15 protein-coding genes are annotated in these 12,426 nt (G+C 69.1%); 8 read left to right on the top strand and 7 right to left on the bottom strand.

Annotation, left to right across the window (positions count from 1 at the left end):
• Window positions 1-111: 111 nt before the first annotated feature.
• The 4 genes from lptB to ACU5AX_RS15800 form a co-directional block, all read right to left on the bottom strand.
• Entirely contained in the window at window positions 112-888 is a 777-nt protein-coding gene (gene lptB / locus ACU5AX_RS15815; RefSeq protein ID WP_198354196.1) for an LPS export ABC transporter ATP-binding protein, read from the bottom strand.
• A 150-nt stretch (window positions 889-1,038) separates the two neighbouring features.
• The gene (locus ACU5AX_RS15810; RefSeq protein ID WP_446691757.1) at window positions 1,039-1,584 is read right to left on the bottom strand and encodes an LptA/OstA family protein; all 546 of its coding nucleotides are present in this window, start codon (window positions 1,582-1,584) and stop codon (window positions 1,039-1,041) included.
• 5 nt (window positions 1,585-1,589) lie between these two features.
• Window positions 1,590-2,228 carry an LPS export ABC transporter periplasmic protein LptC gene (lptC, locus tag ACU5AX_RS15805; RefSeq protein WP_446691756.1) on the bottom strand — a complete coding sequence of 213 codons (639 nt, stop codon included), beginning with the start codon at window positions 2,226-2,228 and terminating at the stop codon, window positions 1,590-1,592.
• A gap of 8 nt (window positions 2,229-2,236) precedes the next feature.
• On the bottom strand, window positions 2,237-2,857 hold the full coding sequence (locus ACU5AX_RS15800) for a ribonuclease D (RefSeq protein ID WP_198354199.1): 621 nt from the start codon (window positions 2,855-2,857) through the stop codon (window positions 2,237-2,239).
• 288 nt (window positions 2,858-3,145) lie between these two features.
• Here ACU5AX_RS15800 and ACU5AX_RS15795 point away from each other — a divergent pair, with 288 nt between their 5' ends.
• Window positions 3,146-3,991: a cold-shock protein gene (locus ACU5AX_RS15795; protein WP_446691755.1), complete on the top strand. Its 846-nt coding sequence runs from the start codon at window positions 3,146-3,148 to the stop codon at window positions 3,989-3,991.
• A 78-nt stretch (window positions 3,992-4,069) separates the two neighbouring features.
• Complete coding sequence (locus tag ACU5AX_RS15790) at window positions 4,070-4,876, top strand: glutaminyl-peptide cyclotransferase (protein WP_446691754.1); 807 nt, start codon at window positions 4,070-4,072, stop codon at window positions 4,874-4,876.
• Between the two features lie 91 nt (window positions 4,877-4,967).
• Here the strand turns inward: ACU5AX_RS15790 and dnaN are convergent, their stop codons facing one another.
• Complete coding sequence (dnaN, locus tag ACU5AX_RS15785; RefSeq protein ID WP_198354202.1) at window positions 4,968-6,083, bottom strand: DNA polymerase III subunit beta; 1,116 nt, start codon at window positions 6,081-6,083, stop codon at window positions 4,968-4,970.
• A gap of 161 nt (window positions 6,084-6,244) precedes the next feature.
• Entirely contained in the window at window positions 6,245-6,853 is a 609-nt protein-coding gene (locus tag ACU5AX_RS15780) for an outer membrane protein (protein ID WP_446691753.1), read from the bottom strand.
• 137 nt (window positions 6,854-6,990) lie between these two features.
• On the opposite strand from ACU5AX_RS15780, the gene ACU5AX_RS15775 reads away from it, so the two are divergent.
• Genes ACU5AX_RS15775 through ACU5AX_RS15760 form a run of 4 tightly spaced genes read left to right on the top strand, consistent with a single transcriptional unit; the run spans window position 6,991 to window position 10,146 of the window.
• Window positions 6,991-7,659 carry a histidine phosphatase family protein gene (locus ACU5AX_RS15775; RefSeq protein ID WP_446691752.1) on the top strand — a complete coding sequence of 223 codons (669 nt, stop codon included), beginning with the start codon at window positions 6,991-6,993 and terminating at the stop codon, window positions 7,657-7,659.
• Window positions 7,659-8,129: a hypothetical protein gene (locus ACU5AX_RS15770; RefSeq protein WP_446691920.1), complete on the top strand. Its 471-nt coding sequence runs from the start codon at window positions 7,659-7,661 to the stop codon at window positions 8,127-8,129. The genes ACU5AX_RS15775 and ACU5AX_RS15770 overlap by 1 nt, the downstream gene beginning before the upstream one ends.
• 57 nt (window positions 8,130-8,186) lie before the next feature.
• Window positions 8,187-9,395: a dual-specificity RNA methyltransferase RlmN gene (gene rlmN, locus ACU5AX_RS15765; protein ID WP_446691751.1), complete on the top strand. Its 1,209-nt coding sequence runs from the start codon at window positions 8,187-8,189 to the stop codon at window positions 9,393-9,395.
• Window positions 9,388-10,146 (top strand): sulfite exporter TauE/SafE family protein, encoded by a 759-nt coding sequence (locus tag ACU5AX_RS15760; RefSeq protein ID WP_446691750.1) that lies wholly within the window; start codon window positions 9,388-9,390, stop codon window positions 10,144-10,146. The genes rlmN and ACU5AX_RS15760 overlap by 8 nt, the downstream gene beginning before the upstream one ends.
• Window positions 10,147-10,191: 45 nt before the next feature.
• On the opposite strand, the gene ACU5AX_RS15755 is transcribed toward ACU5AX_RS15760, so the two are convergent.
• A complete protein-coding gene (locus ACU5AX_RS15755; protein ID WP_446691749.1) occupies window positions 10,192-10,809 on the bottom strand; it encodes a flavin reductase family protein in 618 nt (205 codons plus the stop codon).
• 26 nt (window positions 10,810-10,835) lie between these two features.
• Here ACU5AX_RS15755 and ACU5AX_RS15750 point away from each other — a divergent pair, with 26 nt between their 5' ends.
• Window positions 10,836-11,537 carry a cytochrome b/b6 domain-containing protein gene (locus tag ACU5AX_RS15750; RefSeq protein WP_446691748.1) on the top strand — a complete coding sequence of 234 codons (702 nt, stop codon included), beginning with the start codon at window positions 10,836-10,838 and terminating at the stop codon, window positions 11,535-11,537.
• Window positions 11,534-12,280: a molybdopterin-dependent oxidoreductase gene (locus ACU5AX_RS15745; protein ID WP_446691747.1), complete on the top strand. Its 747-nt coding sequence runs from the start codon at window positions 11,534-11,536 to the stop codon at window positions 12,278-12,280. Before ACU5AX_RS15750 ends, ACU5AX_RS15745 begins: the two co-directional genes overlap by 4 nt.
• Window positions 12,281-12,426 lie beyond the last annotated feature (146 nt).

Here is a 12,426-nt window from a genome sequence, read left to right as displayed (position 1 = left end):
GGGTGAGGGCAGTCGGCACGTCGGTTCCGCGTCTGCCCTCACCCCGCGCCGCTTCGCGGCTTGCCCCTCTCCCGGCGGGAGAGGGGAAAGGGGCGAGCCCTTCTCGCATCGTTACAACGAGAAGCCCTCGCCCAGATACAGGCGGCGGACGTTGGCGTCGGCGACGAGTTCCTCAGGGGATCCGGTGAACAGCACCCGACCGTCGTAAATGATGTAGGCGCGGTCGACGATGTCGAGCGTCTCGCGCACATTGTGGTCGGTGATCAGCACGCCGATGTCCCGGCGCTTCAGATCCTTCACCAGGTCGCGGATATCGGCGATCGAGATCGGGTCGATGCCGGCGAAGGGCTCGTCGAGCAGCATGATCGACGGTTCCGCCGCCAGCGCGCGCGCGATCTCCGCGCGGCGGCGCTCGCCGCCCGACAGCGCCATCGCGGGCGCGGCGCGCAGCCGGGTCAGGCCGAATTCCTCGAGCAGCCGGTCGAGCTTGCGCGTCCGTTCCGCCGGATCGGGCTCGGCCAGTTCGAGCACCGAGGAGATGTTCTTCTCGATCGACATGCCGCGGAAGATGCTCGTCTCCTGCGGCAGATAGCCGAGGCCGAGGATCGCGCGGCGGTACATCGGCAGGCGGGTGATATCCTCCCCATCGAGCATGATGCGGCCCGAATCGGGCTTCACCAGCCCCATCACCGAATAGAAGCAGGTGGTCTTGCCGGCGCCATTGGGGCCGAGCAGGCCGATCACCTCGCCGCGATCGACGCTGACCGACACGTCGGTGAGGACGGTGCGCTTGTCGTAGGATTTGGCGATCGACACCACTTGCAGACCGCGCGCGGCGGGCGCTTCGTGGATCGCTTCGGCGGTGTGCAGATCGGTTACAGCGTCCATGGCCCTCGTGCCCTTTTCATGCCGACCGCGGCCATCCCCGATGCACGCCCATCTGGCAAGGTTCGTGCATGCCGCCTGTCATGACCGGTTCGCGCGCCGGAGAAAAGCCCCCGAAGCGACGTGAACCGACGAAACGCATGCGCGTGCCGGTCAGTCGCGTTTGGGGACCGAGAAGACGCCGGTCACGCGGCCGCCGCTCTGCGTCACGTTGCCGGCGCCGCCGTTGCCGGTCGCGCCGCTGCTGCCGGCTACCGACGAACCGTCGATCACGGCGCGTCCGGTGTCGAGGTTGATCGTCAGCCGCCCGCCGTTGACGGTGTTGCCGCCTTGGGTCAGCGTCACCGCGCCGAGCATGGTGATGATGCGCCGCTTGAGATCGTAGATCGCATATTGGCTGCGCGCCGTCTGATCCGGCCGGCGCACGGTGACGCCGCCGGCGGCGTCCATCCGCGTGATCTGCGGGGCGCCGCCGATCACCTCGCCCGAATAGGCGACCGTCACGCGCGCGGCATTGATCGTCATCTCCGCCTGGCGGATGATGACGTTGCCGCTCAGCGAGCCGCGTCCCGACTTGTCCGCCAGCTGCGCGTGCGCCGCGTCGAACGAGATCGGCGCATTCGAATCGTGGCGCTGCTGCGCGGCGAGCGGCGTCGCGGCTGCAACGATCAGAACGGCAAGGGTAAAGGGCGCGCGCATGCCGGCTATCTCGCGCGTCGCGGGTCGAACCGCAAGTGCACATTGCCGTCGAGGTTGAGCACCCGGTCGTCCAGCGTCGCGCGCATCTTGTCGGCGCTGAACGTGCCGCCGCGCACCGTGCCCTTGACCCCGTCGCCGCTCTCCAGCGTCTTTGCCTTGAGGTCGACGGTCGCGTCGTTGGTGTCGAGGCTGTAGCCGTCGGGCGCGCGCACCTGGATCGGGCCTTCGGCTTTCAGCTTCTCGGTGTTGAGGTCGTAGGCGCCGCGATCGGCGCGCAGCGTCGCCGGGCCGTCGGTCAGCTGCAGGTCGGCGGCCATGCGATTGATCTGCACCACCGGCACCGCCGAGGATTGCTGGACCGCCGAGCCGGCGTTGAGCCGGAAGGCCTGACCCTTGTCATCCTGGCCGCGATAGGTCGCCGCCTGCAGCCGCATCCGCTCCTTCGACACCTCGACCTTGTTCTTGTCGAGCACGAACGACACCTCGCTGCCCGCGGTCAGCGGCGCCATCACCAGGAACGCCGCGAGCACGCCGATACCGATCGGCAGGCTGGTGCCGAGGATGCGGATCAGCCGGTCGTGGCGGCTGCCGGGGGCGGCCCAGCGCTGGCGGGCGGTGCGGGTGCGGATCGCGACGTCAGACATGCGGGCTATTACGCATGAGCGAAGATATCGATCTCCGGCCAGCCGGCGAGATCGAGCGCGGCGCGCGTCGGCAGGAAGTCGAAACAGGCCTGCGCGAGGTCCAGGCGGTTCTCGCGCACCAGCCGCCGCTCCAGCTCGTCCTTGAGCCGGTGGAGGAAGCGGACGTCGCTGGCGGCGTAATCCTTCTGTGCGTCGCTGAGTTCGGGCGAGCCCCAGTCGGATGACTGCTGCTGCTTGGACAATTCCTGGCCGAGCAGTTCGCGGACCAGTTCCTTGAGGCCGTGGCGGTCGGTGTAGGTGCGCACCAGCCGCGAGGCGATCTTGGTGTCCCACACCGGCGCGGCGACGATGCCGAGGTAATGCTGAAGCGCGGCGACGTCGAAGCGGCCATAGTGGAACAGCTTGAGCCGGGCCGGATCGGCAAGCACGCGCTTGAGATTGGGCGCGGCATAGTCGCTGCCGGCGTGGAAGCGGACGAGATGCTCGTCGGGGCCGCCATCGGACAGCTGCACGACGCACAGTCGGTCGCGCGGGGTGATCAAGCCCATGGTTTCGGTATCCACCGCGATCGCGGCGCCAGGGGCGAAGACGTCGGCGGGGAGGTCTTCCTCGTGAAAGTGAACGGTCATGCGACTCGCCCTACGCCGCGGCGGCAGGACGCTCAATGGCGATGGCACAGGAAAGCGGCAAAAGCGCGGCGGATTATCCTAAGCTGTGCCGTTATGGCCACGCGGACGAAAGTATTGATGCGAAATGGCCTTCCCGTGCGACGAATTCATTCGCAGGGCCTTGCGATGTGCGCTATGGCATCACCCAAGGCGCAAAAGGTTTCGCGCCCGAAGGCTCGCGTTCGTCGTCCGGCGCACGGGTTCTTCGACAGGATCGGATGCGGGCGAACCGGGAAGACGAACAGGTTTATGGGTTACGACAAAGGTGGCCGCGGCAATCGTGGCGGACGTGGTCGCGACAAGCGCGATGGCTTCGGTGGCGGTGACGACTTCGGCGGCGGCAGCAGCTTCGGTGGCGGCGGTTTCGGTGGTGGTGACCGTGGCTTCGGCGGCGGCGGCTTCGGTGGCGGCGACCGCGGCTTCGGTGGCGGCGACCGCGGCTTCGGTGGCGGCGGCTTCGGCGGCGGCGGTGGCGGTGGTTACCGCGGCGGCGGCGGCGGTGGTTTCGGCGGCGGTGGTGGCGGCGGCTTCGGCGGCGGCCGCGGCATGCCCCCGCAGGTCGTCGGCGAAGGCACCGGCGTGGTCAAGTTCTTCAACGCGCAGAAGGGCTTCGGCTTCGTGGTCCGCGACGATGGCGGCGAGGACGTGTTCGTCCACATCTCGGCCGTCGAGCAGGCCGGCCTGACCGGTCTGGCCGAGGGTCAGCCGCTCGGCTTCACCCTCGTCGACCGCGGTGGCCGTATCTCGGCGACCGAGCTGAAGATCGACGGTGAGCCGATGCCGGTGCAAGACCGCGCGCCGCGCGAGCCGCGCGAGGGTGGCTTCGGCGGCAACGACCGCGGCCCGCGCGCCGGCGGTGCGCCGCAGCGCCAGCTGACCGGCGAGAAGGCGACCGGTACGGTCAAGTTCTTCAACGCGATGAAGGGCTTTGGCTTCATTCAGCGCGACGACGGCCAGCCGGACGCCTTTGTCCACATTTCGGCCGTCGAGCGTGCCGGCATGCCGACGCTGAACGAGGGCGACCGCCTGCAGTTCGAGATCGAGGTCGATCGTCGCGGCAAATATGCCGCGGTGAACCTGTCCTCGGCGAGCTGATCGTTCCGATCCCGATGTGAGTGACGGCGGCCCGTCCGGAAGTTCCGGGCGGGCCGTTCGTTTGTGGAGCCCGTTGCGATGCGTCCCTTGCCCCTCCTGCTGCTCCTGCCCGCGCTGCTCGGCGCCGCTCCCGTCCAGGTCGTCGCCCCTGCCGCACCGACGGCCGCCACCGCCGCCGACGCGCGCCCGCAGCTGCTCGTGCCGCGCATCGTCGCGCGCTTTCCGCATGACCGTAGCGCCTTCACCGAGGGGCTGATCTTCACCGACAATGCCCTGTTCGAAAGCGTCGGGCGGGAAGGCGTGTCGGAAGTGCGGCGCGTCCGGCTGGAGGACGGCCGCATCATGGCGCGGGCCGCGATCCCGGCGGCGCAGTTCGGCGAGGGGCTGGCGCGCTGGGGCGATCAGCTGATCAGCCTGACCTGGCACGACGGCGTCGCGCACCGCTGGGCGCTGCCGAACCTGAAGAAGGCGGGCGAGGGACGGTTCCCGGGCGAGGGCTGGGGATTGGCGAGCGAGACGGGCGGCCTGATCGAATCGGACGGCAGCGCGACGCTCAAGCGATTCGACCCCAGGACGCTGCGCGTCACCGGCAAGCTGGCGGTGACGATCGACGGCCGGCCACTCGATCAGCTCAACGAGTTGGAAGTGGTCGACGGCCAGATCCTCGCCAACGTCTGGCGGACGCCATGGCTGGTACGGATCGACCCGGTGTCGGGCAAGGTGACGGCGGTGGTCGACCTGCGTGCGATCGTCGCGGAGGTGAATGCGACCGACCCGGAAGCGGTCGCCAACGGCATCGCCTGGGACGCCAAGGGGCGGCGGCTGTTCATCACCGGCAAGCTCTGGCCGACGGTGTTCGAGGTCAAGCTGGAGCCGGGCGCCTGACGGTGGCGGCGGTACGGAGAAGGGACCGTGCCTCCCGCTCCTAGCCGACCCGCAAGAGGTCTCCCCGGTTGTGGCCGGGGAGACGGTGGGATCAGACCCGCATCGGCATCAGCACGTACAGGGCCGGCGACTTGTCGTTTTCGCGGATCAGCGTCGGCGCCGCGGCATCGGCGAGGTGCACTTCGACCAGATCGCTGTCGATCTGGCCCAGGATGTCGAGCAGATAGCGGCTGTTGAAGCCGATCTCGAACGGCAGGGCGGTATAGTCGCCGGGCACTTCCTCGGCGGCCGTGCCGTTTTCCGGGCTGGTCACCGACAGCGTGATCCGGTCGCGGTCGAGCGCCATCTTGACGGCGCGCGTCTTCTCCGTGGCGATCGTCGAGACGCGGTCGACGCCTTCCATGAAGCTTTTCGGATCGAGCTTGAGGATCTTGTCGTTGGCGGTCGGGATGACCCGGCTGTAATCGGGGAAGGTGCCGTCGATCAGCTTCGAGGTCAGGATCGCCTGGCCAAGGTCGAAGCGGATCTTGGTCCCAGACAGCGACACGCCGACCGAGCCGTCGACCTCGTCGAGCAGCTTGCGCAGTTCGGCGACACACTTCCGCGGCACGATCACGTCGGGCATGCCGGCGGCGCCTTCCGGCCGCGGCAGCGTGACGCGGGCGAGGCGGTGGCCATCGGTCGCCGCGGCCTTGAGCACCGGCTCGCTGCCGTCGTCGGCGACGTGCAGGAAGATGCCGTTGAGATAATAGCGCGTCTCTTCGGTCGAGATGGCGAAGCGCGTCTTGTCGATGATCTGCTTCAGCGTGTCGGCGGGAATCTCGAACTGCGTCGGCAGCTCGCCCTCGGCGATCACCGGGAAATCGTCGCGCGGCAGCGTGCCGAGGCTGAAGCGCGCGCGGCCGGCGACGATCGTCATCCGCCCTTCCGCGGCGGTCAGCTGCACCTGGCTGCCTTCCGGCAGCTTGCGGGCGATGTCGAACAGCGTGTGCGCCGACACCGTGGTTGCGCCCGGCTGGTCGACCGCCGCCTGGACCGATTCGTTGATCTGCAGGTCGAGGTCGGTCGCCATCAGGCGCAGCGCACCCTCGGCCGTCGCCTCGAGCAGCACGTTGGACAGGATCGGAATGGTGTTGCGGCGCTCCACCACCGACTGGACATGGCTCAGCCCCTTGAGGAGCGTCGCACGTTCGATCGTCGCCTTCATGATCTCAAACCCCCGTCCCCCGAGTCCGGGGCGTGTTCATCCTTAGCTCTACCCACGAAAAAGGGGTCGGAGCAAGCGCTCCGACCCCTCGGCCGATTCCGGTTAACGCGGCGTTAGCGCGGGCGGCGGTCGCTGCCGCCCCGGCACCGTCCCGGCACGGATCAGAAGCGCATGCCGACGCCGGCGACCAGCTGGTGCCGGTCCGCGTCGATGTCATAGCGATCGGCGCGGCTGTAGTTCGAATAGCGATACTCGCCCTTGATATAGGTGTTGGCGCCGATCTGATGCTCCAGCCCCGCGCCGAGGCGGAAGCCGTCCATATCGAAATGGTCGCGCACCTCGGTCGAGCCGGTGGTGTAGCGGGTGTTGATCCGCGCATTGGTATAGCCGCCCTTGGCATAGGCCATCAGCGACGGCGTCACCAGGAAGCCGACGCGCGCCCCGGCGAAGATGTCGCGGCCGGCGTCGACGCGCAGCCGGTCGTTGGTGACGAGCAGCCCGTCGGTCCGCGTGTCGGTGGTCGATCCGGTCAGCTCGCCTTCGGCGCCGATGATCAGATTGTTGACCTGCAGGTCGTAACCGACCGCGCCGCCGTAGACGAAGCCGTCGCTGCTGCTCGCGGCCTGATCGTGGCCGTCCTTCAGCGCGTCATAGCCGGCGACGCCTTCGATGCGCAGGCCGGTGAAGGGCGCGGCGGCGGTCTGGGCCGCGGCGGGCAGGGCGGCGAAGGCGGTGCCGGCGACGGCGGCGGCGAGAATGAGCTGACGCATGAGTTACTCCATTGCGATACTTCCACCCTCCAAGCGGGTGGGCGGCTCCAATGGTCGATCGCGCCGGGCGTTGCATGAACCTCAGCTAAACACGGAAATCCGTTGCTTTTGCGCCACAGGGGCTTGAAACCGCCGCCATGACGCAAGCGCCGCCGCGACCGGGTCGCGACTTTCCTTCGGCACGACAGGGCCGCGACTATATCGCCCGCCATGGCGAAACCGTGTTCAACGCCGCGGCGCGGTTGCAGGGCGACCATCCGCACACGCCGCTGACCCGCGCCGGCTTCGCCCAGGCGGAGGAGATGGGGCGGGCGCTGCGCGAGGAACTGGGCGAGCGGCCGGCGCTGACGCTCTGGGCCTCGCCGACCGGGCGGGCGCTGCAGACGCTGGCGGTGATCGCCGAGCATCTCGGGCTCGACTGGCACGCGGCGCACACCGACGCGCGGCTCGGCGAGATCGGCATGGGCAGCTGGGGCGGGCGCTATTATGCGGAGGTGATCGGCACCGTCGGCCCGATCATCACCGCCGAAGGCCTGTTGCAGCCGGCGCCGGACGGCGAGGATTATCCCGCCATCGCGGCGCGGGTCGGCGGCTGGCTGGCCGATACCGCCGCCGATGCGGGCGATCGGCTGGTGATCATGCACGGCATCTCCAGCCGGGTGCTGCGCGGGGTGATGACCGGCGCGCCGCCGCATCCGGTGTTCGGCGCGCCGATCGTCGATGGCCTGCCGCAGGGATCGCTGACCTGCATCGCCAACGGTGTCGAGCGGATCGTCCACCGCGGCACGGGCCGCGCTCCGGCGTGATCTTGGCGCTTTCCCTGCTGCTGGCGGTCGCGGCGCCGGCCGGCGGGCGCGAGACGATCGGCGTCTACCAGGGCTGGGGCGCGTTCCGCGATGCCGCGCCGGCGCGCTGCTACGCCATCGCGCGACCGGTGCGCGCGGGCGGCCGCACCGGCGGCTGGGCGAGCGTCGCGACCTGGCCGGGGCGGCCGCTGCGCGCCTCGTTGCATGTCCGCCTGTCGCGTGCGCGCGACCGGTCGGCGCCGGTGACGCTGACCGTCGGCGAGCGGCGCTTCGCCCTGGTCGCGGGCACGACCGATGCCTGGGCGGCGGATTCGCCGAGTGATCACGCGATCGTCGCCGCGCTGCGTTCGGCGCGCAGCATGAGCGTCGAGGCGGTCGCGCCGGGTGGGCGGCCGTTCGCGGACGTCTATCTGCTCGCCGGCGCCGCCACCGCGATCGATGCCGCCGGCCTGGCCTGCGTCGGGCGCTAGCCGCAGCAATCCGGCCGGGAGTGGAAATCGCGGCCGTTTTCGCCTATGTGCGGGCGCATGCTGACAGTGTCGTCCCCGCCCATGCCCATTCCGGGCCATATCGATCCTGTGCCCGTGCCGCGCGCGCCGTCGCTGCGCGAGGACGGCCGCGTCGACCTGATCGGCCTGTCCAAGGAGCAATTGCGCGCCACGCTGGCGGAGGCAGGCATGGACGCGCGGCAGGCGAAGCTGCGCGGCAAGCAGATCTGGCACTGGCTGTACAATCGCGGCGCGACCGAATTCGCGCAGATGACCGATATCGCCAAGGCGCAGCATCCGTGGCTGACCGAACGGTTCGTGATCGGCCGGCCCGACGTCGTCGAGGCGCAGGTGTCGAACGACGGCACGCGCAAATGGCTGCTGCGCTCGCCCGACGGCCAGGATTACGAGATGGTGTTCATCCCGGACGCCGATCGCGGCACTTTGTGTGTGTCGAGCCAGGTGGGTTGCACGCTCAACTGCCGCTTTTGCCATACCGGTACGATGCGGCTGGTGCGCAACCTGACGCCGGGCGAGATCGTCGGCCAGGTCATGCTCGCCCGCGATGCCTTGGGCGAATGGCCGAGCCAGCCGGAAGGCCGCCTGCTGACCAACATCGTGATGATGGGTATGGGCGAGCCGTTGTATAATTTCGATGCGGTGCGCGATGCGCTTCGCCTCGTGATGGACGGCGACGGCCTGGCGCTGTCGAAGCGGCGGATCACGCTGTCGACCAGCGGCGTCGTGCCGATGATGGCGCGCGCCGGCGAGGAGATCGGCGTCAATCTCGCCGTGTCGCTGCACGCGGTGACCAAGGACGTGCGCGACGAGATCGTCCCGCTCAACAAGAAATACGGCATTGAGGAATTGCTGCAGGCTTGCGCCGACTATCCCGGCGCCAACAACGCCCGGCGCATCACGTTCGAATATGTGATGCTGAAGGACAAGAACGATTCGGACGCCGACGCGCACGAGCTGGTCCGGCTGCTGCGCCAGTACAAGCTGCCCGCCAAGGTCAATCTGATCCCGTTCAACCCGTGGCCGGGCGCTCCTTACGAATGCTCGACGCCGGAGCGGATCCGCGCTTTCTCGAACATCGTCTTCGAAGCGGGCATTTCCGCCCCCGTCCGCACCCCGCGCGGTCGCGACATCGACGCGGCCTGCGGCCAGCTGAAGACCGCGGCGGAGAAGAAGAGCCGCGCGCAGATGGATCGCGAGGCCGCCGAGAAGATGATCGCGCTTGGCTGATTGGCCGGGGCTGGCGCTGGCAGGCGGCGCCGGCGTGCTGGGCGGGGCGATGAACGCGCTCGCCGGCGGCGGGTCATTCGCGACCATGCCGACGCTGATCGCGCTCGGCCTGCCGTCGACCGTCGCCAATGCGACCAGCAACGTCGCGGTCCAGCCGGGGGCGATGGCGAGCGCCTGGGCCTATCGCGCCGGGCTGGCGCCGATCGGCGGGGTCGGCATCCGTCCCCTGGCGGCGGTCACCTTCGGTGGCGGCCTGATCGGCAGCCTGTTGCTGGTGTGGACGCCGGCCCGCGCCTTCGACGTGATCGTGCCGTGGCTGCTGCTCGCCGCGACGGTGGCGATCGCGTTGGGACGTCATGCCGCCGATTGGGTGGCGAGCCGCTTCCGCGCCGGACCGCGGGCGGTGGTGGCGGGACAGGCGCTGCTCGGCATCTACGGCGGCTATTTCGGCGGCGGTGTCGGCATGATGCTGACCGCGATGTGGGGCGTGCTGACCGGTGCGCATCCGGCGACGCTCGCCGCGCCGCGGACGTTGATGCTGGCGGTGGCGAACACCGCCGCCACCGCGATCTTCGTCCTGTCCGGCATCATCGCCTGGAGCCTGTGCCTGCCGATGATGATCGGATCGATCGCCGGGGGCTATTTCGGCGCCCGGCTCGGCCGCGTGCTGCCACCGGCGGTGATCCGCGGCTGGACGCTGCTGATCACCGCGACGACCACGGCGGTCTTCTTCTGGCGCGCCTATCACTGAACCCCGGCGTCCCGGCGTTCGCGGGGATCGGCTCGAAGATCCGCCTCAGCCGGGCCGGCGCATCCGGAACAGCGCGTCCTCGGTGATCGCGAAATAGTCGGCCGGCCCGCCGCCGCGCAGGATCGGCCGGGCGCGGGCGGTCTGATAGACGCCGTCCTCCAGCATGCTCGAGTCGATGTGGATGCCGACCGCCTCGCCGATCACCAGCCACTGGTCGAGTTCGCGCCCCTCCTGGGTCGTGAGCCGGATCAACTGGGTCAGCCGGCATTCGAACGACACCGGGCTGGCCGCGACACGGGGCGGTGCGATTAGCCGCGACGGCGCGGTGGCAAGCCCGGCGAGGGTGAATTCGTCCACCTCCGGCGGCACGCCCGCCGAACTGGCGTTCATCGCCTCGGCCAAGTCGCGGGTGGCGAGATTCCAGGTGAATTCGCGCGTCGCGTCGATATTGGCGACGCTGTCCTTCCATCCCTGCGAGGCGAAAGCGATCAGCGGCGGGGCGTAATTGACCAGATTGAAGAAGCTGTAGGGGGCCAGGTTGGCGACGCCGTCCGCCGACCGGCTGCCGATCCAGCCGATCGGCCGCGGCGCGACGATCGCGTTGAGGGGATCGTGCGCCAGGCCGTGGCCGTCGCGGGGCTGATAGAAATGCCATTCGGTCATGGGGCTTAAGCTGCTACACATGGATCATGGTTCCGCCACCCCCCGGCACGGTGATCCGCCGCCACACGCTCGCAACGCGGCTGTGGCATTGGCTCAACGCCGTCGCCTTCTTCATCCTGCTCGGCTCCGGCCTCGGCATCTCCAATGCGCATCCGCGCCTCTATTGGGGACGCTATGGCGCCAATTTCGATCATGCCTGGGCGCAGCTGCCGCATTTCCCCGCCTGGCTCACCATTCCGGCGAGCTACAATCTCGCCATCTCGCGCCGCTGGCATCTGCTGTTCGCCCTGGTGCTCGCCTTCGGCCTGCTCGGCTATATGATCGTCAGCCTCGTCGACCGCCATTTCCGCCGGCTGGCGCTGACCCGGCGCGACGTCAGTGCCGCGCATCTTGCCGCCGACGTGCGCGACCACTGGAACTTCCGCTTCCATGACCGCGACGATCCCGGGGCGTACAACAGCCTGCAGAAGTGGAGCTATATCCTCGTCCTGTTCGTCGCGCTGCCGGTGATGATCCTGACCGGGCTGGCGCTGTCGCCCGGCATGGACGCCGCCTGGCCGTGGCTGCTCGACCTGTTCGGCGGGCGCCAGTCGGCGCGGTCGATCCATTTCGTCGCGGCCAGCCTGCTCGGCGGTTTCGCGGTGATCCATCTGGTGCTCGTCATCCTGGCCGGGGCGGGCAACGAGCTGCGTTCGATGCTGACCGGCCGCTGGAAGGTGCCGGAATGATCGTTGCGCGGCGCAACTTGCTGGTCGGCGCGACCGGCCTGCTCCTCGCCGGCTGCGACAAGGTCGCGCAGGTGCCGGCCGCCCGCCGCATCCTGTTCGCGGGCGAGGACATGCACAAAGGGCTGCAGCGCGCGCTGCTCGACCGCGGCGCCCTGGCGCCGGAGTTCCGGCCGGACCAGATGTCGCCGATCTTCCGCGCCAACGGCACGCGCGATCCCGGCACGCCCGCCTATGCGGCGATGGCCGCGGACGGCTTCGCCAGCTATCGGCTGCGCATCGGCGGGCTGGTCGACCGGCCGTTGTCGCTCAGCCTCGCGCAGCTCGCGTCGATGCCGTCGCGTGAGCAAATCACCCGCCACGATTGCGTCGAGGGGTGGAGCGCGATCGGCCAATGGCAGGGGCCGATGCTCGGCACGGTACTGAAGGCGGCCGGGATGCGGCGATCGGCGCGCTATGTCGTCTTCACCTGCGCCGATCTCTACAACGGCCAGCCCTATTATGAGTCGATCGACACGGTCGACGCCTTCCATCCGCAGACGATCCTGGCGCTGAAGATGAACGGGCGACGGCTGGAGGTCGCGCACGGCGCACCGGTGCGGCTGCGCGTCGAGCGGCAGCTCGGCTACAAACATGCCAAATACGTCACCGGCATCGACGCGGTCGCCAGCCTCGATCGCATCGGCAAGGGGCGCGGCGGCTATTGGGAGGATAATGTCGACTACGACTGGTATGCGGGCATCTGATTATCCTCCCCGGCACGGGGAGGTGGCAGCGCGCCAGCGCTGACGGAGGGGGGGCTCGACGCCGTGCAGCGCTCGCGGCCATCCCCCTCCACCGCCTGCGGGGAGAAAAGATGAAATAGACGTAACCCTTACCGATGTTGGTTGCG

The organism is Sphingomonas benefaciens (assembly GCF_052907485.1).
The sequence above is the reverse complement of the archived record's forward strand: the minus strand, read 5'-3'. Positions and strand labels throughout refer to the sequence as shown.

Bases quoted from the DNA above. Each gene is read 5' to 3' on its own strand.
- lptB (WP_198354196.1), bottom strand. From the start codon at position 888: ATGGACGCTGTAACCGATCTGCACACCGCCGAAGCGATCCACGAAGCG.
- ACU5AX_RS15810 (WP_446691757.1), bottom strand. From the start codon at position 1,584: ATGCGCGCGCCCTTTACCCTTGCCGTTCTGATCGTTGCAGCCGCGACG.
- lptC (WP_446691756.1), bottom strand. From the start codon at position 2,228: ATGTCTGACGTCGCGATCCGCACCCGCACCGCCCGCCAGCGCTGGGCC.
- ACU5AX_RS15800 (WP_198354199.1), bottom strand. From the start codon at position 2,857: ATGACCGTTCACTTTCACGAGGAAGACCTCCCCGCCGACGTCTTCGCC.
- ACU5AX_RS15795 (WP_446691755.1), top strand. From the start codon at position 3,146: ATGGGTTACGACAAAGGTGGCCGCGGCAATCGTGGCGGACGTGGTCGC.
- ACU5AX_RS15790 (WP_446691754.1), top strand. From the start codon at position 4,070: ATGCGTCCCTTGCCCCTCCTGCTGCTCCTGCCCGCGCTGCTCGGCGCC.
- dnaN (WP_198354202.1), bottom strand. From the start codon at position 6,083: ATGAAGGCGACGATCGAACGTGCGACGCTCCTCAAGGGGCTGAGCCAT.
- ACU5AX_RS15780 (WP_446691753.1), bottom strand. From the start codon at position 6,853: ATGCGTCAGCTCATTCTCGCCGCCGCCGTCGCCGGCACCGCCTTCGCC.
- ACU5AX_RS15775 (WP_446691752.1), top strand. From the start codon at position 6,991: ATGACGCAAGCGCCGCCGCGACCGGGTCGCGACTTTCCTTCGGCACGA.
- rlmN (WP_446691751.1), top strand. From the start codon at position 8,187: ATGCTGACAGTGTCGTCCCCGCCCATGCCCATTCCGGGCCATATCGAT.
- ACU5AX_RS15755 (WP_446691749.1), bottom strand. From the start codon at position 10,809: ATGACCGAATGGCATTTCTATCAGCCCCGCGACGGCCACGGCCTGGCG.
- ACU5AX_RS15750 (WP_446691748.1), top strand. From the start codon at position 10,836: ATGGTTCCGCCACCCCCCGGCACGGTGATCCGCCGCCACACGCTCGCA.
- ACU5AX_RS15745 (WP_446691747.1), top strand. From the start codon at position 11,534: ATGATCGTTGCGCGGCGCAACTTGCTGGTCGGCGCGACCGGCCTGCTC.